The sequence below is a fragment of the Aureimonas sp. SK2 genome (genome assembly GCF_029813115.1).
Lineage (GTDB): Bacteria > Pseudomonadota > Alphaproteobacteria > Rhizobiales > Rhizobiaceae > Aureimonas.
This window is the reverse complement of sequence record NZ_JAPZDS010000008.1, coordinates 109,951-132,736: the sequence shown is the minus strand read 5'-3', so window position 1 is coordinate 132,736 and position 22,786 is coordinate 109,951. Positions and strand designations below refer to the sequence as shown.

At 69.9% G+C, this 22,786-nt stretch carries 25 protein-coding genes; 7 read left to right on the top strand and 18 right to left on the bottom strand.

Features of this window, described 5'->3' with window-relative positions; translation table 11 throughout:
- Positions 1–35 precede the first annotated feature (35 nt).
- A complete protein-coding gene (locus O5O54_RS12070) occupies positions 36–449 on the top strand; it encodes a hypothetical protein (protein ID WP_279482027.1) in 414 nt (137 codons plus the stop codon).
- 123 nt (positions 450–572) lie between these two features.
- Positions 573–1,067, top strand: coding sequence for a hypothetical protein (locus O5O54_RS12065; protein ID WP_279482026.1), 495 nt, complete (start codon positions 573–575; stop codon positions 1,065–1,067).
- Between the two features lie 24 nt (positions 1,068–1,091).
- Here the strand turns inward: O5O54_RS12065 and O5O54_RS12060 are convergent, their stop codons facing one another.
- Complete coding sequence (locus tag O5O54_RS12060; RefSeq protein ID WP_279482025.1) at positions 1,092–1,403, bottom strand: urease subunit beta; 312 nt, start codon at positions 1,401–1,403, stop codon at positions 1,092–1,094.
- Positions 1,404–1,627: 224 nt separating this feature from the next.
- Here O5O54_RS12060 and O5O54_RS12055 point away from each other — a divergent pair, with 224 nt between their 5' ends.
- On the top strand, positions 1,628–1,873 hold the full coding sequence (locus O5O54_RS12055) for a hypothetical protein (protein ID WP_279482024.1): 246 nt from the start codon (positions 1,628–1,630) through the stop codon (positions 1,871–1,873).
- Here the strand turns inward: O5O54_RS12055 and O5O54_RS12050 are convergent.
- The 8 genes from O5O54_RS12050 to pncB all read right to left on the bottom strand — a co-directional run bounded on the left by O5O54_RS12050 (position 1,848) and on the right by pncB (position 8,082).
- Positions 1,848–2,150 (bottom strand): urease subunit gamma, encoded by a 303-nt coding sequence (locus O5O54_RS12050; RefSeq protein ID WP_279482023.1) that lies wholly within the window; start codon positions 2,148–2,150, stop codon positions 1,848–1,850. The two genes, O5O54_RS12055 and O5O54_RS12050, sit on opposite strands and share 26 nt — an antisense overlap.
- A 29-nt stretch (positions 2,151–2,179) precedes the next feature.
- Positions 2,180–3,046 carry an urease accessory protein UreD gene (locus tag O5O54_RS12045; protein WP_279482022.1) on the bottom strand — a complete coding sequence of 289 codons (867 nt, stop codon included), beginning with the start codon at positions 3,044–3,046 and terminating at the stop codon, positions 2,180–2,182.
- On the bottom strand, positions 3,043–3,687 hold the full coding sequence (locus O5O54_RS12040; protein ID WP_279482021.1) for an amino acid kinase: 645 nt from the start codon (positions 3,685–3,687) through the stop codon (positions 3,043–3,045). The genes O5O54_RS12045 and O5O54_RS12040 overlap by 4 nt, the downstream gene beginning before the upstream one ends.
- A 117-nt stretch (positions 3,688–3,804) precedes the next feature.
- A complete protein-coding gene (locus O5O54_RS12035) occupies positions 3,805–4,665 on the bottom strand; it encodes a dihydroneopterin aldolase (RefSeq protein WP_279482020.1) in 861 nt (286 codons plus the stop codon).
- The gene (locus tag O5O54_RS12030) at positions 4,665–4,913 is read right to left on the bottom strand and encodes an Lrp/AsnC ligand binding domain-containing protein (RefSeq protein WP_279482019.1); all 249 of its coding nucleotides are present in this window, start codon (positions 4,911–4,913) and stop codon (positions 4,665–4,667) included. Before O5O54_RS12030 ends, O5O54_RS12035 begins: the two co-directional genes overlap by 1 nt.
- Before the next feature lie 25 nt (positions 4,914–4,938).
- On the bottom strand, positions 4,939–5,784 hold the full coding sequence (locus O5O54_RS12025; protein WP_279482018.1) for an alpha/beta hydrolase: 846 nt from the start codon (positions 5,782–5,784) through the stop codon (positions 4,939–4,941).
- Positions 5,785–5,817: 33 nt separating this feature from the next.
- Complete coding sequence (locus O5O54_RS12020; protein WP_279482017.1) at positions 5,818–6,645, bottom strand: ferredoxin--NADP reductase; 828 nt, start codon at positions 6,643–6,645, stop codon at positions 5,818–5,820.
- Between the two features lie 132 nt (positions 6,646–6,777).
- Positions 6,778–8,082 carry a nicotinate phosphoribosyltransferase gene (pncB, locus tag O5O54_RS12015; RefSeq protein ID WP_279482016.1) on the bottom strand — a complete coding sequence of 435 codons (1,305 nt, stop codon included), beginning with the start codon at positions 8,080–8,082 and terminating at the stop codon, positions 6,778–6,780.
- 217 nt (positions 8,083–8,299) lie between these two features.
- Here pncB and O5O54_RS12010 point away from each other — a divergent pair, with 217 nt between their 5' ends.
- Positions 8,300–9,304 carry a M23 family metallopeptidase gene (locus O5O54_RS12010; protein ID WP_279482015.1) on the top strand — a complete coding sequence of 335 codons (1,005 nt, stop codon included), beginning with the start codon at positions 8,300–8,302 and terminating at the stop codon, positions 9,302–9,304.
- Between the two features lie 102 nt (positions 9,305–9,406).
- Here O5O54_RS12010 and O5O54_RS12005 read toward each other — a convergent pair whose 3' ends face one another.
- A complete protein-coding gene (locus tag O5O54_RS12005) occupies positions 9,407–9,559 on the bottom strand; it encodes a DUF1127 domain-containing protein (RefSeq protein WP_279482014.1) in 153 nt (50 codons plus the stop codon).
- 138 nt (positions 9,560–9,697) lie between these two features.
- Between O5O54_RS12005 and ggt the strand changes: the two genes are divergently transcribed.
- Complete coding sequence (gene ggt, locus O5O54_RS12000; protein ID WP_279482013.1) at positions 9,698–11,443, top strand: gamma-glutamyltransferase; 1,746 nt, start codon at positions 9,698–9,700, stop codon at positions 11,441–11,443.
- Here ggt and O5O54_RS11995 read toward each other — a convergent pair.
- Entirely contained in the window at positions 11,440–12,093 is a 654-nt protein-coding gene (locus O5O54_RS11995) for a hypothetical protein (protein WP_279482012.1), read from the bottom strand. The genes ggt and O5O54_RS11995 overlap by 4 nt on opposite strands.
- A gap of 500 nt (positions 12,094–12,593) precedes the next feature.
- Here O5O54_RS11995 and O5O54_RS11990 point away from each other — a divergent pair, with 500 nt between their 5' ends.
- Positions 12,594–12,935, top strand: a complete 342-nt coding sequence (locus tag O5O54_RS11990; RefSeq protein WP_279482011.1) for a CsbD family protein — start codon at positions 12,594–12,596, stop codon at positions 12,933–12,935.
- 62 nt (positions 12,936–12,997) lie between these two features.
- On the opposite strand, the gene O5O54_RS11985 is transcribed toward O5O54_RS11990, so the two are convergent.
- The 7 genes from O5O54_RS11985 to epmA all read right to left on the bottom strand — a co-directional run bounded on the left by O5O54_RS11985 (position 12,998) and on the right by epmA (position 21,967).
- On the bottom strand, positions 12,998–13,474 hold the full coding sequence (locus O5O54_RS11985; RefSeq protein ID WP_279482010.1) for a GNAT family N-acetyltransferase: 477 nt from the start codon (positions 13,472–13,474) through the stop codon (positions 12,998–13,000).
- Between the two features lie 4 nt (positions 13,475–13,478).
- Complete coding sequence (locus tag O5O54_RS11980; RefSeq protein ID WP_279482009.1) at positions 13,479–16,922, bottom strand: SbcC/MukB-like Walker B domain-containing protein; 3,444 nt, start codon at positions 16,920–16,922, stop codon at positions 13,479–13,481.
- Entirely contained in the window at positions 16,915–17,619 is a 705-nt protein-coding gene (locus O5O54_RS11975; RefSeq protein WP_279482008.1) for a DUF4194 domain-containing protein, read from the bottom strand. The genes O5O54_RS11980 and O5O54_RS11975 overlap by 8 nt, the downstream gene beginning before the upstream one ends.
- Entirely contained in the window at positions 17,609–19,006 is a 1,398-nt protein-coding gene (locus tag O5O54_RS11970; protein ID WP_279482007.1) for a Wadjet anti-phage system protein JetA family protein, read from the bottom strand. The genes O5O54_RS11975 and O5O54_RS11970 overlap by 11 nt, the downstream gene beginning before the upstream one ends.
- Before the next feature lie 122 nt (positions 19,007–19,128).
- Complete coding sequence (locus tag O5O54_RS11965; protein WP_279482006.1) at positions 19,129–19,671, bottom strand: NUDIX hydrolase; 543 nt, start codon at positions 19,669–19,671, stop codon at positions 19,129–19,131.
- A 197-nt stretch (positions 19,672–19,868) separates the two neighbouring features.
- Positions 19,869–20,918, bottom strand: coding sequence for a lysine-2,3-aminomutase-like protein (locus O5O54_RS11960; protein WP_279482005.1), 1,050 nt, complete (start codon positions 20,916–20,918; stop codon positions 19,869–19,871).
- Complete coding sequence (epmA, locus tag O5O54_RS11955) at positions 20,915–21,967, bottom strand: EF-P lysine aminoacylase EpmA (protein ID WP_279482004.1); 1,053 nt, start codon at positions 21,965–21,967, stop codon at positions 20,915–20,917. Before epmA ends, O5O54_RS11960 begins: the two co-directional genes overlap by 4 nt.
- A 151-nt stretch (positions 21,968–22,118) precedes the next feature.
- Here epmA and efp point away from each other — a divergent pair, with 151 nt between their 5' ends.
- A complete protein-coding gene (gene efp, locus O5O54_RS11950) occupies positions 22,119–22,688 on the top strand; it encodes an elongation factor P (RefSeq protein ID WP_279482003.1) in 570 nt (189 codons plus the stop codon).
- Positions 22,689–22,786 lie beyond the last annotated feature (98 nt).

Genomic DNA, 22,786 nt, shown 5'->3' with positions numbered 1-22,786 from the left:
GCGCGTTGAGACAGACGACCTCTCGGGAGGACCCCATGCCCGCCTTTCGCCTCGCCGCGCTCGTTCTCGCCTCCACCGCCGGCACAGCCCTCGCCCAGCCGTTCGATCCGGGACCGCCCGGCATCGTCACCGGCCAATCCATGTCCGGCGCGCCGATCGGCGGCTACCGGCCCGTTCGCCCGCCGGTCTCCATTCCCAATGCGCCGGTGTTCGGCGACACGGTGGAAGAGCGCGCCTATGGCCGGGACTACGACGATTCCTATCTGCGGCCGCGCGTGGTCAGGCCGGATGCGGACGGGAGCGAAACCCGTCTCCGGGCGGCGGAGGGGCGATCGACGGTCGAGCCGGACACGGCCGGCGACTTCGCGCGCTCCGATGGTTCGGTCATCAACAAGAGCGGAGTGACGCGGCCGATCTCGCCGCCGCGCCGCGCGCGGATCGTGCGCTAAGGGCGGCAATGCAACTTAAACAAGCGCTCAGACTTTTCGGCCTATAGCGGATAGGATGTCCGCATCCGTCTATGGCCGCCGACGCCCGATTCGCGGCGCGCGCCCAACCGAAAGGTCCGATCCATGCGCCGCGCTTCGCAGTCCCTTCTCGGCCTCGCCGTTCTCGCCGGGCTTTCGCTGGTCCAGCCGGCCGGGGCGCAGTCGCTGGGCGGGGCATCGAACTCCGTGGGCTCGTCCGCCTCGGGCGGTGCTGGAATCGGCGGCTCGGGCGGCGTCTCGCCCAGCCTTGGGGGCGCCGGCAATCCCATTGGCTCGTCGGGCGGTGTCGGCTCCAGCGCCACCGGCACCCAGCAGCGTGCGACGGCGGGCTCGGGCACCCTCAACCCGATCAACGCCGATGCCGCCGCGCGCACCGGAAACGTCGGTGCGGCCACCACGATCGGCGGAACCGGCGTCGGCGGGACGGGCGTCGCGGGCGGCCAGGCCTATGGTCAGGCGGGCGCCGGACCGGCGTCGCTCTACAACATTCCGCGCCCGCGCGTGAACGTCGATCTCGGCGCTATCCGTGCAGCCCTGCGCATGGGCCCGAACGCGACCCCGGACTCGCGCGGCTACTGACGGCAGCCGTGCCGTGGCCCGGTTTCAGCCGTCGAGCGACCCCGAAACGCGGGCATTGAAGCCGTAGACGCGGCGATCACCTGCAAAGGGGATCAGCCGCACGTCGCGCGACTGGCCGGGCTCGAAGCGCACAGCCGTTCCCGCCGCGATATCGAGGCGCATGCCCCGCGCGGCGGCGCGATCGAAGTCGAGCGCCGCGTTGGTTTCGGCGAAGTGATAGTGCGAACCGACCTGGATCGGGCGATCCCCGGTGTTGGCGACGCGCAGCGACAAGGCCTCGCGGCCCTCGTTCAGGGTGATCTCGCCTTCGCGCGTCAGGATCTCGCCTGGAATCATCGTCGACGCCCTTCGTGAATGCTTGCCGTCTGGCACGATCATGCGGCGCCGGCGAACGCGTGTCAAAAAACGCGCGACCGCAACATGCCGGAAACCTGACGCGCCGTCCGCGACACCGGATCGAAACCTTGGCCTGCTAGTTTTGGAGCATGGACAAGCCGGTCAGCGGCGGCGGGCAAGCGCCGACCGACAAGGAGAACCGGCGGAACAGGGACCGAACGACCATGAAACGCAAGCTGACAGGAGTGGCCGCGCTGGCTGTCGCGGTTCTGGGAACGATGGGCACGGCGATCCCCGCCGGCGCGCCCGAGCCCTTTCGGGTCCGCGTCGTGACCATGAACGGGGCAAGCGGCCCGGCCTACTATTCGCACGCCGAGCGCAGCTATCGCTTCGTGGTGGCCGCTCCCAAGGCCGAGGTCGTCGCGATGGTGCCGGGAACGGCCCTCAGCGAATCGGCTCGTGCACAGTGACGAGCTTGGTGCCGTCGGGGAACGTCGCCTCGACCTGGATGTCGTGGATCATCTCCGGGATCCCCTCCATCACCTGATCGCGGGTGACCACGTGGGCGCCGGCTTCCATGAGGTCGGCCACCGAGCGCCCGTCGCGAGCGCCTTCCACCACGAAATCGGTGATCAGCGCGATCGCTTCCGGATGGTTCAGCTTCACGCCGCGCTCCAGACGCTTGCGGGCGACGATCGCCGCCATGGAGACCAGGAGCTTGTCCTTTTCGCGCGGGGTCAGATTCATCGGGATCGATTCCGTTTCGGGACTGGACGCTAGAGCGACCATACAAGCGGCAGCGGGGCCTGCGCCAGAAGCGCCAGCATCGGCATGAGACGTTTTCTCAAACGGTAGCCGTCCTGGGCCACGATCCGGACCACGAGAAGACCATCCACCAGGCTGGCACCTTCGGTGGCCTCCAGGTCCCGGCGCACCCTCGCCAGCATGGCGCCGGGCTCTGGACCTTGCCAGACCAGGGTGGAGAAGGCCCGCGCGCCGCCAAGGGTGGAGGACAGGGCTGCGATGGACCCGACGGCGCCGCTCAGTTTGAGGTCTTCGGCAAAGATCAGCCGCCCGTCCCGGCGGAGCCGCCATCGGTCGGCGATCGCCCCCTCGTGCACGCTCTCGCCCATGGCCTCGCGGCCGAGCAGCACGCTTTCGGCCAGGAGAAATCGGCTGTCCGCTGCGGCGTCGAGGTCGAGCCTGCGCGACAGGCGCCCTCCATCGAAGAGGATCGTCTCCTGCGGGAGATAGGCAAGCGTCGCCCCCGCTCGCAGGCGCAGCGAGACGTCGACGGAGGCTGTCCCGCCGCTCGACCGGTAGACCCGCTCGCAGGCCTGCGTCGTCACGGTCAGCGCGGCGCCCGGCTCGACGTCGAACTCCATGCAAATCTGGTCGCCGCCGGTCAGTCCGCCCGACGTGTTGATGACCACCGCCTCGCAGGCCGCTCGGGGCAGGCGGGGAAAGCGCAGCTTGACGCAGCCGGCCTGGTGGAGGCGGCGGATGCCGGTGCGCTCGACCGGGCCGCGCCGGGACGCGCCGACCAGCGCCATCGCCTGCCCCCAGGCACGCTGGAGGCGGGGTGGACCGGGGTCGGGCCTATCGGTGGAAGGGGTGGTCGCTTCGGCGTGGTCGAGGGTCACTGCGCGGCTTCGACGAAGCCGCCCTGCTTCTCGTGGGCGACCTCGCGGCCCGGCACCGTGCCTTCGGAAAGGCGGCGCCCGGCGACCTTGAGATCGGACGGCCCGGCGATGAAGACCCGCGTCGCGGTGTGAAGGAGCGTCGCGAAGCTCGGATCGACCACGCCCGCCGCCGAGACCGCTTCGATGGTGGAGTCGGGCGGCAGGTCGATCTGCTTGATGAGGCAGAGCGAGGCGGCGTCCATGCGCGCCGCGAGCCAGGCGGCGAGGCTGTCGGACGTGGTGCTCCAGCTATGCTCGATCTCGTCGGCGCGGATCACGAGCTTGGCCGGCATCCAGACGGGAATGAGCCCTTCCGCATGCGCGGCGGCGATGGCGTCGATCGTGGCGGCGGCGCGAAGGCGGGTACCCAAGCTGACCAGCGCGTGGCCGAACTGCTCCATGCCGAGGATCGCCATGCGATGGGCCGCCGCGTCGTCGTAGCCGATCCGTGTCTGATACTGGCGCACGAGCTTGGCAAAGGGGCCGCCGCCGGGAACGATCACCAGCGCGCGCCGGGACTTCTCGATGGCCTCCACCCATTTGGGCAGGTCGGTCGACGCGATCGAGCTTCCGCCGAACTTGACGACGAGAACGTCCTCCATGGTGCCAACTCCCAACTCAACGCTCGGACACCCTGGACATCGGTGCGCCGCGTCGCATTTTGAACAAGTTTCGGCCGCGTTGGAAGGTTCCCTCGTCTCAGAATCGCGAGCCTTGGGTCAGGTCGAACGCCGGCGACGGATCTCGATGCCGACCGCTTCCGGCCCGAGATCGAGTTTTTCCACCCGAACCATCACCTCCGCGACGCGGGCGTCGGCCAGAAGCTCGGCCGCGAGTTCCTCGGCAAGGGTCTCGACGAGGTCGGTATGGCCCCGCTCGCACAGCCGACGGGCGGCATCCATGACGAGGTCGTAGGAATAGACCTCCCCCATGGCGCGCGGCACGCCCGGGCTCGAACGGCGCACCGCCGCCTCGACGCTGAAGCGCACGCGCTGCGGGCGCGACCGCTCGAAGCCATAGGCGCCGACGCTGGCGGTCAGGACGAAGTTGGTGACGCGGATCAGGTCAGTCGGCCCGGCAGGCGCGGCAGCTTCCGGCGCCAGCAGCATCCGGCGCGCGGCGCCGAGCACCTCCTCGTCGAGCCCGTCCAGCACCAGCGCGTCCGGCTTCAACACGGCCAGGCGCGGAATATCGGGGAGTTCCAGAGTGCCGGCGAGCCAGCACTCGACGCCGGCCGACCGGCAGGCGGACACGAGATCGGCCAGCGCTTCCAGCGAAAAGGCGCGCAGGAGCGGACGGCCGGGATCGAGCAGCAGGATGGCGACACCCTCCCGCGCCAGCGGCGCCGGGTCGATCGGGGCCTCGACGCTGCGCACCTGCCGCGGCTCTGCGGGCAGCGCCTCGTCCGCGGCGATGGCGAACAGAGTCTGGTCGCCGCCCTCGCGCAGGCGCTCGGGCACGCCGATCCCGGAGCGCTCGCGCCGGGTCGGGGCGAGCACGTAATCCGCCCCGCCCTCCAGGGCGCGACGCGCTTCCTCCGGCGACGACACGACGACGGCGAGGCGGCAGGGCAAGGCCATCAGGCGCGCCCGAACGCCTTGAAGGCGACCGTGGTGAACGTGTCCGAGACGCCGTCCAGCACCTGGAGGCGCTCGGTGACGAAGTGCCCGATGTCGCGGCCGGCCTCCAGATAGAACTTGGCGATGAGGTCGTACTGGCCGGAGGTCGAGTAGACCTCGGAAATCTCCTCCACCGTCTCCACCAGCGCGGAGGCGACGGAATAGGCCTTGCCCGGCCGGCATTTGAACTGAACGAAGATGGCTTGCATGGCGGACCCTCCGGCCCTCCCCCTATCAGCGCGACGCGCCCGCCGTCAAAAGGCGCGCGAGGCGGCCCGAGGCTTCCGCAAGGCTCGCCACCACGTCGAAATGATGGGTGCCGGCGATCTCGCCGCCCGCGATGCGCGCGCCGAGCCCGGACCAGTTGGACGCTAGCGCATGCGTCTGCCGGCGCAGCTCGGGCAGCTCGTCCGCACCCACCACCGCCTCGATGCGGCAGTCGTGGACGGGTTCCAGCAGCACGGGGCTTTCGGCTCGCGCTTCCGCCGCGTCGATGCGCAGGACGTCGTTCATGCGCGTGCGCCGGATCGGCCTGAGGTCCGAGAGGCCGCTGACCGGTACCACGAGGTCGATGCGCGCCATGACGGCGGGCGGCAGCGGCGAGCCGCTCGCGACCATCCGCGTGACGAGGTGGCCGCCGGCCGAATGCCCAACGAGGCGGATCGGCCCCTCCACCATGCGGCTGGCATGGACGATGGCTCGCGCGACGTCCTCGCCGATCTCCGCGACCCGCGCTTCGGGCGCCAGCCGGTAGCTCGGCATGGCGACGGCGAACCCGTTGTCGCGTGCCCCCCGCGCCAGGTGCGACCAGACCGACTTGTCCAGAGCCTTCCAGTAGCCGCCGTGGACGAAAACCACGAGCCCCTCCGCCCGATCGCGGTCGGGCCGGAAGAGATCGAGCCGATGACGGGCGTTCGGGCCGTAGGGGATGTCGAGTTCGGCGTGCCCGCGCGCTCCGGCCGCCTCGCGAAAGGCGGCGGCGAGCCGGGGAAGCTCAGCGATGATGCCGGCGGAGCCCTGCACCGCCGCCGAATTGTCGTAGGCGGCGTCGAAGTCGGCGACAGGGGTCCAGGCGGTCATCGGAACTCTCCGTTCGAGGAACGGCCCGTTCTATCAGTCGACGAAGGCGCGCTCCACGACATAGGTGCCGGGATTGGCGTTGGAGCCTTCCACGAGGCCGAAGCGCTCGCACATGGCGGCCGTGTCCTTGAGCATCGCCATGGAGCCGCAGATCATCGCGCGGTCCACGGTCGGGTCGATCGGCGGCACGCCGAGATCCGTAAAGAGCTTGCCGGTCTCCATCAGGGTCGTGATGCGCTCGCCCTTGTGCTCGCCCTCGCGGGTGGCCGAGCCGTGATAAAGGAGCTTGCCCTGGCTGATCTCGGCGAGAATCTCGTCCGTCTTCAACGCCTCGACCAGCTCCTCACCGTAGTGGAGCTCGGCCAGCGTGCGCGTCGTGTGGGTCAGGATGACCTGGTCGAACTTCTCATAGGTCTCCGGGTCGCGGATCGTGCCGGCGAAGGGCGCGATGCCGGTACCGGTCGAGAAGAGGTAGAGGCGTTTTCCGGGCAGAAGCGCGTCGAGCACCAGCGTGCCCGTCGGCTTCTTGCGCATCAGCACCGTGTCGCCGGGCTGGATCTTCTGCAGATGCTCGGTCAGCGGGCCGCCCGGCACCTTGATGGAGAAGAATTCCAACTCCTCGTCCCAGGAGGGGCTGGCGATCGAATAGGCCCGGAACACCGGCTTCTCGGCATTGGGCAAGCCGATCATCGCGAACTCGCCGGTGCGGAAGCGGAAGCTCGCCGGCCGCGTCATGCGGAACTTGAACAGGCTGTCGGTGTAGTGCTTCACCTCCGTCACCGTCTCGGCGAAGACGTTGGCGGGAATGGGGAAGCTCGGCGCGCCGGAAGCCTGGGCCGCGATCTCGGCGGTTGCGGTCATGATCGATCCTTAAGGCTCAGTGAGTTCTCTCGTGGCCCCGGAGATAGAGCCTGACGCGGCGCAGCAAAAGCCCCGCGTCCGATCGGGGTCCGGTTTGCACGAACGGCGCGGGGTCGAGAAGGGACGAAATTCTCAAACCGTCACCGCGCGCGGAATTTTCGCCGCCGTGCCGAACACGCGGCGATAGCGCTCGATATCCTCCGGCCGGCCCGTCGCCTTGGCCGGATTGTCCGACAGCTTGACCGCCGGGCGCCCGTTCGCCTCCATCACCTTGCAGACCAGCGAGATCGGATGGAGGCCGAAGTTCTCCTCCGGCGCGACGCCGCGGAAGTCGTTGGTGAGGTTGGTGCCCCAGCCGAAGCTCATCCGCACCCGCCCGTCGAAGTGCCGGTAGGTCTCCTCGATCGTGTCGATGTCCATGCCGTCGGAAAAGACGAGCAGCTTCTCGCGCGGGTCGATCCCCTTGGAGCGCCACCAGTCCATGATCGCCTCGCCGCCCTCGATCGGGGGCGCGGAATCGGGCCGGAAGCCCGTCCAGTCGCCCACCCAGTCGGGCGCGCGTTCCAGAAACGAGGCGGTGCCGAAGGCGTCGGGCAGGACGACGAGGAGGTTGCCGCCGTACCAGCTCTGCCATTCCTCCAGAACGCGATAGGGCGCTTCGCGCAAGTCCGCCTCCGTCTCGGCGAGCGCGGCGGCGACCATGGGGAGCTCGTGCGCATTGGTGCCGATCGCCTCGAGGTCGGCCTCCATGGCCAGAAGCACGTTGGACGAGCCGATGAAGCGGGACCCGAGCTTTTCCTTCAGAGCCTCCACGCACCAGCGCTGCCACAGGAAGGAATGGCGCCGCCGCGTGCCGAAGTCGGAGATGCGGATGGCCGGCAGCTTGTCCAGCCGCTCGACCTTCTCCCACATCTTGGCCTTGGCTCGGGCGTAGAGCACGTCGAGCTCGAAGCGGCGGTAGGTCTTCATCGCCGAGCGCGAGCGCAGCTCGTTGATGATGGCGAGCGCGGGGATCTCCCACATCATCGTGTCGGTCCAGCGGCCCCGGAACATCAGCTCGTACTGCCCGTCCCGCTTGGCGAGTTCGTAGGGCGGGAGCTGGAAGTCCTTCAGCCATTCCAGGAAGGCGGGCCGGAAGATCTGCCGCTCGCCGTAGAACGTGTTGCCGGCCAGCCAGATCATCTCGCGCTTGGAGAAGCGGATCGTGCGCGCGTGGTCGAGCTGCGCGCGCAGCTCGCCCTCGTCGATCTCATCGGCGACGCGCACGGTCCGGGTCCGGTTGATCAGCCGGAAGGTGACGTCCGTGTCGCCGTGCAGCCCCCAGATCATCTGCAGCATCAGGAGCTTGTAGAAGTCCGTGTCGAGCAGCGAGCGGACGATGGGGTCGAGCTTGAACGTGTGGTTCCAGACCCGGGTGGCGATGTCGATGGCGACCATGATTCGTCGAAGCGTCCGCTGGCGGTCGTGTAGACCCGATCCTTAGCCGAACGGGTATCGCCAACACAAATTTGCGAGCAGGGAATCGCTATTCGCTTCCCCCTCGGCACGCGCCGCCGTTCAGCGTCGCGCAGGACGTCCGGCCTTGCCGTCATCCCCTCGCCCGATTTCGGGCCGAGGCCTTCGCCACCCCATCGGATGCGAGGCGAGACCTTCGATGACGCTCAAACCGACCACCATCGCGCTCGCCCTTTCGGCGCTCTGCTGCGGCTCCGGCATGGCGCGGGCCGAGTTCCGGCTGGGTCTGCCCGTCGCCTGCGCGATCGGGGAGGAGTGCTTCGTGCAGCAGTGGCCCGACATGGACGCCGGGTCCGGCGCCACCGATCCGTTCTGCGGCATGGCCGCCTATAACGGGCACGACGGGCTCGACATCCGCGTGCCCTCCATGGCCGACGTCGCGCGCGGCGTCGCCGTGGTGGCGCCCGCCGCCGGCACCGTGAAGGGCGTGCGCGACGCCATGCCCGACCGGCTGATCGGCCCGACGGCGGCCGACCGCGCGACCGTCGCCGATGTCGAGTGCGGCAACGGTGTCGTGATCGACCACGGCGAAGGGTGGGAAACGCAGCTTTGCCATCTCCGGCGCGGCAGCGTGGCGGTGGAAACGGGCGACCGGGTGGAGGCGGGCGCCAGGCTCGGCGAGATCGGCGCCTCGGGCGCCGCCGAGTTCCCGCATGTCCATCTGTCCGTCCGCCGCAACGGGGAGAAGATCGACCCGGCCACCGGAAAGACGGTGGGCTCCGGCTGCTCGACCGGACCGACCTTCGCCGGAACGCTCTTCGACAAGCAAGCCGTCGCGGCTCTCGCCAAGGGTCCGACGGACGTCCTCGACCTCGGCCTTGCCGGCGCGCCGGTGGATTACGGGCGGCTCGTGGTCGAGGGGGCGCCGCCGACGCCGCCGGCCGGCGGCGAAGCGTCCATCGTCTGGGCCTGGGTCACGAACCTCGCCAAAGGCGACACGCTCGCCTTCCGGATGGTGGCGCCGGACGGCACGCCGTTCTTCGAGGGGTCGGGCGCGCCGCTGGAGCGCAACCAGGCCGTCTATTCGGGCTTTGCCGGCCGCAAGCGTCCGCTCGCGCCCGGCCGCTGGACCGTGTCGGTCGAGGTGCTGCGCGACGGCGAGGCCGTGGCCTCGCAGACGCGCGCGGTCGAGGTGAAGGGCTAAGAGCGCCTGACAAAACCTCACGGGGTCGGTCTGCCGGGTCCTTGCCGCCGATGCGTCGTCGCCGGCCGTCCGCCCGGAGGTATTGTTGGGCGCTCCAAGGCCTCAATCGACTTTGAGCCGCTCGATCCCCTCGCCGTCTCCCGCCCGCCGCAGACCGATATCGGCGAGAAGGCGGGCGTCGAGATGGGCGAGATCGAAGCGGGCGGCCCGGCGGCGCCGGCGGGCGTCGAGAACTCGGGTCAGACGGGCGAGCATGGGGATCTCCTGTTCGGGTGCCCCCTTCTGACCGCCTCCCGTTTCACCCGGACGACGCCGTCATGTCGCTTTGGTTTCGACAGAGCGCCCGTCCTGTTGCATCCTGCGGTCGATTCCATCGCCAGAGGGAGCGGCCCGATGCCCGTGCAACGCCTGATCCGAGCCGGCCGCGCCGGCATCCTGACTCTCTGCCTCCTGCAGACCGCCGCCGCCTTCGCCGCCTCGCCGGCGCCCGTGGCCGGCGAGAACGGCATGGTCGTCACCGCACAGAGGCTGGCGAGCGAGGTCGGCGTCGAAGTGCTCAAAGCCGGCGGCAACGCGGTGGACGCGGCGGTGGCCGTCGGCTACGCGCTCGCCGTCACCTACCCGACCGCCGGAAATCTGGGTGGCGGCGGCTTTATGACGATCCGCCTCAAGGACGGGCGCTCCACCTTCATCGACTTTCGCGAACGCGCGCCGGGGCGGGCCACGCGCGATATGTATCTCGACAAGGACGGAAACCCGGTCGAAGGCCTGTCCACCGACGGCTACCTCGCGGTCGGCGTGCCGGGCTCGGTCGCCGGCTTCGAGCATGCGCGCGAGCGCTACGGTACGCGCGAGCGCGCCGACCTGATCGCCCCGGCGATCCGCCTGGCTTCCGAGGGCTTCGCGCTGTCGCCCGGCGATGTCGCGAGCTTTGCGGAGGGCAACGAAGACCTCGCCAAGGACCCGGCCGCCGCCGCGATCTTCCTGAAGGCCGGCGGTGAGCCCTATGCGGTGGGCGAGCGGCTGGTGCAGAGCGACCTTGCCGGCGTGCTGCGCGCCGTGTCGGAGCGGGGGCCGGACGGCTTCTATCGCGGCCCGGCGGCGCAGGCGATCGTGGAAGCCTCGCGCGCCAACGGCGGCATCCTCGAAGCGTCCGACTTCGAGGCCTACAAGGTGCGCGAGCTCGCGCCCGTGCGCTGCGACTACAAGGGCTACGAGATCGTCTCCTCGCCCCCGCCGAGCTCGGGCGGCGTCATCATCTGCGAGATCCTCAACATCCTGAAGGCCTACCCGATCGCCTATACCGGCTTCGGCTCGGCCGAGACCGTCCATCTCATGGCCGAGGCGATGCGCCACGCCTATGTCGACCGCAACTCGGCGCTCGGCAACCCGGACTTCGTCGACAACCCGGTGGAAAAGCTCCTGTCGGAAGAGCATGCGGCCGCCATCCGCGCCAAGATCGATCCCAACCGTGCCGGCGTCTCGGCCGAGCTGAAGCCCGCCGGCATGGGCGAGAGCCGCGAGACGACGCACTATTCGATCGTGGACAAGGACGGGAACGCCGTCGCCGTGACCTACACGCTGAACGGCTCCTTCGGGGCGCGGGTGGTGGCGCCGGGCACCGGCGTCCTCCTCAACAACGAGATGGACGACTTTACCCAGAAGCCGGGCGTTCCCAATCTCTACGGGCTCGTCCAGGGCGAGGCCAACGCCATCGAGCCGGGCAAGTCGCCCCTCTCCTCCATGAGCCCGACCGTGGTCTCCAAGGACGGCGAACCCTTGATGGTGATCGGCAGCCCCGGCGGCTCGCGCATCATCACCATCACGCTCGAAGCCATCCTCAACGTGATCGAGCACGGGATGGACATTCAGGAAGCGATCGACGCACCGCGCATCCACCACCAGTGGCAGCCCGACCGCATCACGATCGAGCCGCACGCCCTCTCGCCCGACACGATCGCGCTTCTCGCCGCCAAGGGCCACAAGGTGGCGAAGGATCCGGACTGGCCGGTCTGGGGCGAGGCGGCCGGCATCCTGATCGGAGGCCCGAGCCTTGCCGACCGCGACCCGACGCGCAAGGAGCGCTTCTTCGGGGCGATCGACAGCCGCGCGACGGCAGGCGCGGCGATCGGATACTAGGAGCGGGCCGCCCCGCATCCCAGCGGATCGCGCGACACGCCGTCGACGGCTTCGCCGCCATGGACGCCGGCCAGAACCCAGCCGGCGGCGGCGGCAAGGATCGCATAGGCGACAAGCTCGGCCGTCTCTTCCAGGAACGTGCCGAGGTGGAGAACCCCGGCAAGGCTGGGCGCACCGTCGAATAGGGCGCCGATGCCGACGCACAGGGCCGCCAGCGCGAAGGGCCAGCCCTTGAAGCTCAGGCCGTAGGCGATGAGCGCGCGCCCATGGCGGCGGCGCAGCAGAGCATAGGGCAGCACCAGCGCCGCCAGCACGAGCGCTTCATGCCAGCGGAAGGCTTCCGACCCGAGATAGGTCGTCACCGGACCGATCTCGGGTAGTTCCAGTTCCCGGAACAGGAACACGAGGTAGAGAAGCGTCGCGAAGAAGGCCGCCATGCGTTCCGCCCCACGCAAGGCGGCGGCCGCCGCGCCCGAGAACACCACGGCGACCAGAAGCAGCGCCTCCTGCGTCCATTCCAAAGGTCCGTTCTCGCCCGCCGCACCCGGCAGGCCCCAATAGAACGGGGTCGACAGGGCGGCGACGAGGATGCAGGCGACCAGCCCCGCCAACAGCCTGGCGAAGCTTGGTGAAAATTCGAGACGATTCATGGCACCCCTCAGAAACGGCGCCACGCTATGGTCCGTCCGACTGACTGTCACCCCATATGACAAAATGATGAATAGCCGCCCACGGGTTTGCGGAGTGACCGCCGCCCAGCCGAATAACGCAGACTTGTACCGCAATGCAGCTATGCGTTTTTTGCACTACAGCATTCGGTGGCGGGACCGTATATTCCAATCATCAGAGCAACGGACACAGCGGCTACGAGCCGCCACCCAAGCTCCAGAGTTTCGCGACGGCCAACCTCCTCCCAAAGGCCGAAGCGGATCGAAGCCTGCGATCCTCCTCCCACGCAGGCTTTACTCTCGACGCCCTGCCGGTCCTCCCCCGGCAGGGCGTTTTTTCGTTTCGGCTGGCCTTCCGTTGCGCCGCACAAAGCCGCGCGAGACCGGCGCTTAAATTTCCGCAACGTGCGAACCAATCGTCGCCTAACGACTTATACGCGGTGAAGCGGCCGCGCCGCATGCCTATAGGGAGTTTCGCATCCATGGATAGCAACCGCCTCGAGGGCACCGCCAAGGAACTGGGCGGCAAGCTGCAGAGCGCAGTGGGCGATGCGTTCGGATCCGACCGGGATTCGGCCGAGGGACGCCGGCGCGAGGTCGAGGGCACCGCTCAGAACCTCTATGGCCAGGGCAAGGACGCCCTGCGCGAGGCGACGCACGACGCCTCGAAATACGCCGCCGATCTCTACGAGAACGCCGGCGTCTATGCCAACCGGGGCACCCGCGCCGTGCGCCGCACCGTGCACGACAATCCGCTGTCGTCGCTCCTGGTGGCCGGCGCCATCGGGTTCGTGCTGGGTCTTCTCGCGCGCGACAACGACTGACAGCAGCGTCTGATCCTCCCGAGCCCCGTGCGCCTCCGCCGGCGCGCGGGGCTTTTGCTTGGCTAGGCTCCCAGGCGCATCACGAGGCAGGGTTCCGCAACGCCCCGCAGGATGGTCGTGGCCTCCTCCCCCACGATCCGAAAGCCCAGAGCCCTGTAGAACTTGACGACGCCCTCGCTCCGCTCCACCACCCTGCATTCGATCGGAGCGGTGCCGGCGGCACGGCGCACCGCGTCCATCAGGCCCTTTCCCAGTCCCTGGCCCTGGCGATCCGGCCGCACGTAGACACCCCAGAGATGAACGACGGGTCGCCCGACGGAATGGATCGCCGTCGCAACGACCACCCCACTGTCGACGGCGCAGAACCCGTCCGACGTGCCGGGCGGGAGCATGGCGGCGACGCCCTCGTCCAGCGAGTGCAGCATGGCCGCGACGGCCGCAGCGCCGAGCGTCGGCCCGTATGTCGCGGGCCAGGTCTCCCGCCACACCGCAAGAAGCCCCTCGGCGTCGGACGGCCGGATCGGGCGGATCGTCGCCATCGGCCTATTCCGCCGCCGAGCGGAAGCCTTCCACGCCGCGATGGTCGGGGTTGAGGCGGGCGAGCGCCTCCTTGGCGGTCTCGCCGGGATATTCCGTGTCGATATAGACCGCGCGCCCGTCCAGCGACTTGTTGACGAGGATGATCGTGTCGAGCACCTCGGTGAAGGTCGCGCGCTTGTCCTCCGGGCCGGCGATGAGGAGCTGGAGGCCCATGTCGCGGAAGAAGCGCAGGAGCGCCTGCGTGTTGGGCACGTCCAGCTTGTTGAAGGCCTCGTCGAACAGGGCGAGCCCCATGCCGACCGGGCGCCCCGCGATATGGTCGGGGAAATAGGCGAGCGCCAGCGAGGCCGCGATCGCGACGTAGAAGGGCACCTGCGCCTCGCCGCCCGAGCCCTTCATCGCACGCGAGGACAAGGTCGTCCGGTTGCCTTCGGCATCGCTCATCACGATTTCGAACGTGTAGTACTGGCGGTAGTCGGCGAGCAGCGCCGCGTCCTCCGCGCCTTCGATCATCGCTTCCACCTCGCCCATCGACGTATCGAACATCTCGTCGGTGAGCTGGCCCTCGGCCGCCCGCTGGGCGAGGTCGTGCATGCCCTCGAACCGTCCGTTGACGGCATAGGAGAAGGCGTAGGTCTGACCGGTGAAGCGGTGGCGCTTCAGGAGGCGGTTGATGCCGGCAAGGCGGTAGCCGACGCGCGCCAGCTTCTCCGACAGGCGGGCCAGAAGGTCCTCGCGCATCATGCGCCGCATCTCGGCCGCCGCCTTCACGCAGGCGTCGCGATGTCCGCGCAGCTCGTGCGTCTCCAGCCGCGAGGCCTCGCCGAGGACCCAGGCGAGCGCGGGCACCATCGTGTCGCCGTCGAAGGCGGGAACCGGCTGGTTCCAGCGGCCGGCATATTCGGTGAGTTCCCGCAACGCCGAAAGCTGCTCGCGCCGCGCGGTACCCTCCGCCGCTTCGGCCGCGGCCTCCGCCTCGTTGCGCGCCGAGGCGAGCCAGGCGGCCGCATCGCGCCGCTCCGCCTCGCCGGCCGCGATCTCGGCGCGAAGGCCCGCGCACAGGGAGGCCAGCGTCGCCGCGTCCTCGCCCGGGCGGGTCAGCACGAGAAGCTCGGCCGTCGCCTCCGTCGCCAGAACCGCCCAGGCCCGACGGCGCCGGGTGACGGCGGCGCGGTGCCGCTCGGACGCCATGTCGCCGCGCGCCTTGAGATTGGCCACCGTCTGGCGCAGCGTCTCGACCTTGGGCTCGACCTCCTCGGCGAGTTCCGCCGCATAGGTGTCGCGCTCGGCCCGGATTTCCTCGATCTCGGCCTTCAGCGCCGCCGCCTCGCCCTCTTCCAGGGCGCGGCGGTCGCGCAGGAGTTCGTCCGTGCGCTGGCGCACGCCCATGGCGCGGCGCTCCAGCTCGGCCGGTCCCGCCTCGGGCGACAGGGCAGCCACGACCGGACCCAGCGCGCGGGCGCCCTCGCGCGCCTCGCGCAGGCGCGCCCGCAGCTCGGCGAGTTCCGCCTCCAGCCGGGCGCGCTCGGCTTCCAGCCCCGCGCCGTCGTCACCCTTTCCGCCGCCGCGCCCGAACAGGAGGTCGCCGAGGTCGCGCTGGACCGACAGGCCCATTCCGGACGAGGTCTTGCCGTTGCGCATGACGCCGCGCTCCAGCCGGTCGAGCTCGGCGTCGGTCTCGGCCTTGCGGAAGGCGCCGATGCGCACGTTCAGGAAGGCGCGGGCGTGCGGATCGTCCGTCGCCAAGGCCTCGAGGATGCTGCCGGCGGGGGGCCGCGCGTTGATCGAGCGTGTCGCCGACGTCTTCACCAGGGTGCAGCCGGCAAAGGCGTTCCGGTCGCGCCACATCAGGTCGAAAGCGCGCTGCAGCAGCGCCGGCTCCACGATCAGCGCCTCGCGACCTCGCCCGAGAAGGGCTTCGGCCGCGTATTGCCAGGAGGGGTCGGCGACGTCCACGACATCGCAGAGCGGCACGGCGGGAATGCCGGCCGCCTGAAGCGTGGCGAGAAGCCGCGAAGCCTCGCGCGAGAGGGTGCCCCCCGCCCCTTTGGGGCGCGAGAGCGCGCCGCGCAGGCGCTCCAGCTCGCTCTCCAGCGCATGAGCCCGGGCACCGAGCCGCTCGGTGACCTTGTCGAGCGCCGCCTCGAAGCCGTCCGCCCGGCGGGCCGCCGCAACCAGTTCTTCCAGCCGGTCGCCCTTGCCGCGCGCATGGTCGAGGAACGAGTCCCCGTCGCGCACCAGGGTCAGCGCCTCGGCGGCGGCACGCCCGGCTTCGACCGCGCCGGCCGGCAGGTCGTCCGCGTGGCGCAGGACGAGACGCGCGAGCGTGCCGAGCGCCTGGGAAATCCGGCCCCAGCCCTGCTCGATCTCGCGGATGTCGCGCTCGTTGAGCCGCGTCTCGGCGGCGATCTCGCGCAGGCGCCCCTCGCCGCCGGCCGCCGCCAGCCGGGCCGTCTTGTCGCGGATCTCCTCGTCCCAGGAGCGGATCCACTCGCGGCGGGTCGCGAGCACGCCCTGCTCCAGCGCCAGTTCCGCCTCGCGCTCCTTCAGGGCACGGCGGATCGACAACGCCTCCTGACCGGTGCGCCGCGCCTGGAAGGCGCCCGCGCGCCAACGCCCGAGATCGGCCGCCAGCCGCTCGCGGCCCCAGCCGAGGAACTTCGCGGCGATGCGCGAGACGTGACGGTGCTTGGCCTCGGCCTCCTCGATCAGCCCCTCCAGCTCGCGCCAGGTGGCGATGGAGGCGCGCACGCGCTCCACGTCGAGCGGGTCGGGCTCCAGCACGAAGTCGCGCACGAAGACGGTCGGGTCGAAGATCGGGCGGAAGGCGAGCGCGTTGGAAAAGGCACGCAGGAAATGGCGCGCGTTGGGAGCCGACCCCGGCCCGCGCATCGCGACGAGCATCTCGGCGGTGAACTTCTCCGCCGACGACTTGTATTCGGCAAAGGCCGGGCAGCTCTCGCGCAAGGACGCCGCGATCTCTCTCCACGGCATCACCGTCTCGACGCCGCCCTGGTTGCGGCGCACCGTCTCCAGCGAGAAGGCGTGGCCGGGCGCGATGAAGCGGGACAGGATTTCCTCGCGCGCCTCGCCCTGGCGCGCCGCCATGGCGATGCCGACCGCGATCGGCTCGCCCGTCTGGTCGTTGGCGAAGGTGAGGACCAGCAGCGTCTCGCAGGACTGGCGCAGCGGCCGGCCGTTCTCGGCCGGATCGCCCGTCATGCCGAGGCAGTATTCCAGCACGGAGCGCGAGGAGCGTCCGCTCGCGCTGGCGTTAAGGTTCAGCCGGTTCTGGCTGGCACCGGTGATGACGGTCTGGATCGCGTCCTGGATCGAGGTCTTGCCGGCGCCCGTCGGGCCGATCAGCGCCGCTTCGCCGCGGATGTCGATGTCCTTGGCGTCGATCAGGTACCAGTTGGAAAGCGAGATCCGCCTGAGGCTATACATTCGGCTCGTCCCCGGACGGCGGTTCGCTCTTGTTGTCGCCCTTTCCGCCCTCGGAGGAAAGCGGCTGGGGGGCGCCCGCCCACAGGATCAGCTCCTTCACATAGGAATCAGGCACGAGAATGCCGATGCCGGGCAGGATGGCGAGCGGCGAGACGCGCCGCACCCGGTCGCGCTCGCCGAGGCGCACCGCGCCGTGGCGGGCAAAGCCCCGCAGGATGTCGAGAAGGCGGGGCTCGTCGGGCGGCGGAACCTGCGCGATGCCGGCGATGCGGTCGACGAGGTCGTCCGTCGTGGCATCGACGACGCCGGCATCCCCGGCCTCGTGAGCCCGCAGCGCCTCCTCCCAGATCAGGCGGAGCGCGAGCAGCACGACCGTCTCGTCCTTGCGCAGGCGCTCGAACAGGCCGTCGTAGCGTGGCGCGTCGGCGGGGACGGAGAGCGCCACCATCTGGTCGCGCGGCGACACCACGAGCCGATAGCCGAGCGAGCCGAAATAGCGCTCGAAGAAGGTGGGATAGGCGCGAACGAGGTCGTAGCTGCGCCCGATATTGGGCGTGTGCGAATAGACGCACTGACGCGTCATCATCACCTGCAGGGCGCGGGTCATCTCCTCCGATGTCGGACGCTTGCCGGCGATGTGGCCGCCGGCCCAGTCGCCCTCCACGATGTCGCGGAACTCGTCGGTCTCAGGCGGCATCGGCATGGGCTCCCGGCCGGCGGCGGATCACGAAGTCCTGGCAGGTGATCCAGCGGTTGGCGCAGCGCTCGTCCAGGAACTCGATCTCGTAGCGCTTCGACAAGAGGCCACCGAAGATCGAAGGCAGCTCTCGGAGACGCTGGAAGGCGACGAAATCGTCCACCGACGATAGCGTCACGTCCCGCGCTCGGATCTCCGAGCGCCCGCCGAGCACCCGCTCGACATAGGCGGTCAGTACCGGCGCGGTCACGCGCGTGCGCCGGACGTATTCCTCCTTGGCGCGGGCGTAGCGCAGGGCCGCGGGATCGGGCGCGAGGTCGCGCAAGGGAACGGCAGCCACCGGCACCTTGTCGCGCCGGGGGGCCGGCACGTGCGGCGGCCCGAGCGGCAGGATGCGTGGCAGGAGCACCGGCGCGACCGGCACCTCGCCCTCGTGTGCCCGCGCCGCGACGAGCCGCAGCGCCTCGGCGAGGTCGGCCGTGGAGCCGCCGGCGATCCGGTCCATGTGGCGGGCGGCATTGACCATGCGCCGCTCGATGCGGGCCACCGTCGCGTTGATGGAATCGAGATGCCGCTCGGCCGCCTCGAAGACGTGGACGATGCGCGAGAGTTCCTCGCGGATTTCCTCCTCGCCGTCGCGCCCCGCGTCGAGCCGCCCCTCGCGGCCATAGGCCTCGCCGAGCGTCGAGAGCAGCGCCCGGTTCTCGATCATCTCCGTCGCCTGCCGGATGATGGCGGTGCGGAAGCGGAACGGGTTGTCCTTGGTTTGCAGGGTCTTGAAGTCGCGGATCAGGTGGCGCTCGACGAAGTCGCCGAAGAACTGGCGGAAGATGGCGCGCAGCGAGGGCTGGCGCAGGATGCGCTCCTCCGCCTGGCGCAGCGACACCGCGACCGTGCGCATGTGGCCCATGAAGTCCTCGGCGCCGCGAAGCGCGTTGCGCAGGGCTTCGGAGCGCTCGTCCGGATGAGCGGCCGCGCCTTCGAGGCCGGACAGGACCTCCAGGACCGCGCCGCCATAGGAGCGCGTCTCGCCCCGCTCGATGCGCGACAGGAGGTGGAGGAGCCCGGCCGCCTCCGGGTCGAGGTCGACAAGGCGCAGGTAGCGGTCGCGGTGCTCCACCATCCAGCCGGTCTCGACCAGCCGGTCGTAGACGGCGCGGGCGCGCTCCTCCGGCCGGCCCGCCGGAACGTCGCCCTCCTCGCCCTCGCTTTCGCGCGCAAGAAGGAACGCTTCGATGGCGCGCAGGACGTCCGCGCGCCGCGGCGCCTCGGCAGACGGCTCGAAGGTCTCGTGGAAGACATGGAGGAGGAGGTCGGAATAGAGCCGCTTCGCCGGAGCCGCCAAGGGCTTGAACAGGTCCGGCGGCAGGACGTCGAAGAGCGGCATTCCGATCCGGGCTCAGGTTGAACGGGGCGGGCGCCTTGCGCCGAAGGCCGCGCGCCCGTCGATCATCGACCGGGCGCTGCACGAGCCTGTTAAGCGGCTCTTAACCCCGTCGCGCCGCCGGATCAACCGGCGGACGCCTGCTTCCCCCCGGCGGGCTTATCGGCGGATGCCTTCTTGCCTCGGCGTTTGGCGTCGAGGCCCATGAAGCGGCGGACCTCGGGATGGCCCGGCAGGCGCAGGAAGAGCTGTCCGAGATCGGGCTCCTGCACGAGGTCGGCCGCCTCCACGACGCTGAACCACCGGCGCTCGCGCTGCCCCTTTTCCTTCCAGCTCTTGAGGACCTTGCCGACCCTCAGGAGGAACACGTCGACCTGGTTGTAGCGCGTCTGCAGCCGCCCACGCTGCCAGTAGGCGTAGCGCCCTACCGGCTCGGACAGGAGCTTTCCCTTGACGCCGGCTTCCTCCAGCGCCTCGACGCCGGCGGCCGCGTCGTCGCGGAGCCCGTCCATCGGCCAGCCCTTGGGAATGATCCAGCGGCGGGTCTCGCGCGAGGTGACCAGCAGAACCTCCAGTCCGCCGTCCTCGCGCAGGCGCACGGGCAGGGCTGCGATCTGGTCGCGCGGCAAGCCGGAAGGGTCGGGTGTCTGCATTGCAGTCGGGGTCATGGTCTTCTGAAGTCTGCTCACGTCAACCACAACCCTAGCGCGGGCGGCACGCGTTTCCGTTGTTAAACGCTCTCGAAGCGAGATTTGATGGCATGGGTGTCGCATCGATCACGCAACATCGCCGGACAGACCGGGCAAGCGCGTTGAACGAGCGTTCAACGAGTATACTCTCGTTCGGGCTCGACGTCGCGCTTTTTCTAGTCGAGGTCCGGCAAGCGCGGAGGATAGGCGTGCGTGCGGCCTGAAGGATCGATCACCCGATGGCCGTCGCCGGCCGGTTCGATGAAACCCGGACCGATCGGCACCTTGCCGTGCCCGCCCGGAATGTCGAGCACGTAGGTCGGCTGGCACAGGCCGGAAACCCGGCCACGCAGGTTTCTGACGAGATCCTGCCCGGCCTCGATCGTGGTGCGCATGTGCCCCGTGCCGGGCGCGAGATCGCCCTGGTGGAGATAGTAGGGCTTGATGCGGTTCTCCACGAAGCCGCGCATGAGGCGCGACAATGTGTCCGCATCGTCGTTGACGCCGCGCAGCAGGACGGACTGGCTGACCATGGGTAGGCCGGCGTCCACCATGCGCGCGATGGCGGCGCGCGCGGCGGGCGTGAACTCGTCGGGATGGTTGGCATGGAGCGCCACGAAGGTCGCGCCGGGAAAGGCGCGCAGCGCCGAGACGAGCGCGTCGCCGACCCGCGCCGGCTCCACGACGGGCACGCGCGTGTGGAAGCGCATGACCTTGACGTGCTTCATATCGCCCAGCGCGCGGCCGATCGCCTCGATGCGGCGCGGCGACAGGAGGAACGGGTCGCCGCCCGTCACCACGACCTCCCAGATTTCCGGCCGGCCCGCGACATAGGCGAGCGCGGCGTCGAGTTCGGGCTCGGTCAGGCTCCCAGCCCCGTCCGGCCCGACCATCTCGCGGCGAAAGCAGAAGCGGCAATAGACCGGGCAGACATGCAGCGGTTTCAAAAGCACGCGGTCGGGATAGCGATGCACGATGCCCGGAACAGGCGAGTGTGCCTCGTCGCCGATCGGATCGGCCCGCTCCTCCGGCCGGGTGTCGAGCTCGGCGGCGGAGGGCACGAACTGGCGGCCGATCGGGTCGTCCGCGTAGCCGATCAGCTCCGCCATGTCGGCGGTCACCGACACGGCGTAGCGCGCGGCTACGCGCTCCAGCTCGCCGAGGCTCTCGGGAGGCGCGAGGCCCGCGTCCACCAGCGCCCCGGCGCTGCGCAAGGGGCGGCTCATGACCTTAGGTCCGCGACGGGCGTCCAGAGGACATCCTCGATGCGCGTGGCGCCCGTCGCCAGCATCACCAGCCGGTCGAAGCCGAGCGCGATGCCGCTGGCCTCCGGCATCTGGCCCAGGGCGGCAAGGAAGTCCTCGTCCAGCGGATAGCGCTCGCCGTAGACGCGCTCGCGCTCGTCCATCTCGGCGGTGAAGCGGCGGCGCTGCTCGGCCGCGTCGGTCAGTTCACCGAAGGCGTTGGCGAGTTCGACGCCGCAGCAGTAGAGCTCGAAGCGCTCGGCCACCCGCCCGTCGCGCGCACTCGGCCGGGCAAGCGCCGCTTCCGGGATCGGATAGTCGTAGAGGATCGTCGCCCGGCCCTGGCCGAGCCGCGGCTCCACCTTCTCGGTGAGGACGCGGCTGAACAGATCCGCCCAGGTGTCGTCGTGCGCGGTGCGCAGGCCGGCGGCCTGAACATCGGCAAGGAGACGGGCGCGATCCGTCTCGCCGCCGGGCGCGACGGTGCCCAAGAGGTCGATGCCGGCGAAGAGCTGGAACGCCTCCGCGACGCTGAGGCGCTCGGGCGCGAAGAACGGATCGGCCTTGCGCTCGCGGAACTGGAAGCGCTTCACACCCGCCGTCTCGGCGGCGAGCGCCATGATCGCCGCGCAGTCGTCCATCAGCGCTTCGTAGGTCTCGTCCGCGCGGTACCATTCCAGCATGGTGAAGGCAGGGTGGTGCAGCGCGCTGCGCTCGCCGTTGCGATAGACGGGGGCGGCCGAGAACAGGCGCCGCTCGCCCGCCGCCAGCAGCTTCTTGCAGGCGAATTCGGGCGAGGTGTGGAGATAGAGCGGCTGGCGCGTGCCGTCGGGGCGCGTCTCGGCGGTCGCGAAGGCTGCGAGATGCGCCTCGTTGCCCGGCGAGACCTGGAGCGCCGACGCTTCGACCTCGACGAAGTCGCGCGCCGCGAACCAGGCGCGCAGGTCCGCCATCATCCGGTTGCGCAGGAGAAGGCGCGGGCGGCGGTCGGCGTGGACATGGGGCGTCCACCAGGGCGAGGCTTTTGTCATGGCGGCAGACGGCGAACGGTCTCGGGGACAAGGAGTGCTACGCGAAACGGACCCGCCCGACTGGCGGCGGACCGTCAGATGCGCTAGGCCCCGGGGATCGAGGCTCGGACGAGCTCCTTACAACACAAGACCGAAATCAGGAACCAAGCCCGTGAAGGTGATCGCCAGTTCGCTCCGCAAAGGCAACGTCGTCGAACGCGACGACGGCAAGCTCTACGTGATCCTGTCCGCGGAGAACATCCATCCGGGCAAGGGCACGCCCGTGACCCAGCTCGACATGCGCCGCATCTCCGACGGCGTGAAGGTGTCGGACCGCTATCGCACCACCGAGCAGGTCGAGCGCGCCTTCGTGGAGGAGCGCGAGCACACGTTCCTCTACTCGGACGACGAGGGCTTCCACTTCATGAACCCCGAGACCTTCGACCAGGTCGCGGTTCCCGAGAGCGTGGTCGGCGACTACGCGCCCTATCTCCAGGAAGGCATGGCGGTCCAGGTCGCCGTCTACAACGGCCTCGCCATCTCGATCGAGCTGCCGCAGCGTGCGACCTACGAGGTGACGGAGACGGAGCCGACGACCAAGGGCCAGACGGCCTCGTCGTCCTACAAGCCGGCCGTCCTGTCGAACGGCGTGCGCACGCTGGTTCCCCCGCACATCGCGCCGGGCACCCGCATCGTCGTCATGACGGCGGACGGCTCCTATGTCGAGCGCGCCAAGGACTGACCGTCCCTCGCCGCGCTAAGCCGGCGAACCAAACCCGGCCTCCCGACGTTGAGGCCTCCGGGCTCGCGTTCGCGTCCGCGCGAGCCCCGCAATCGCAT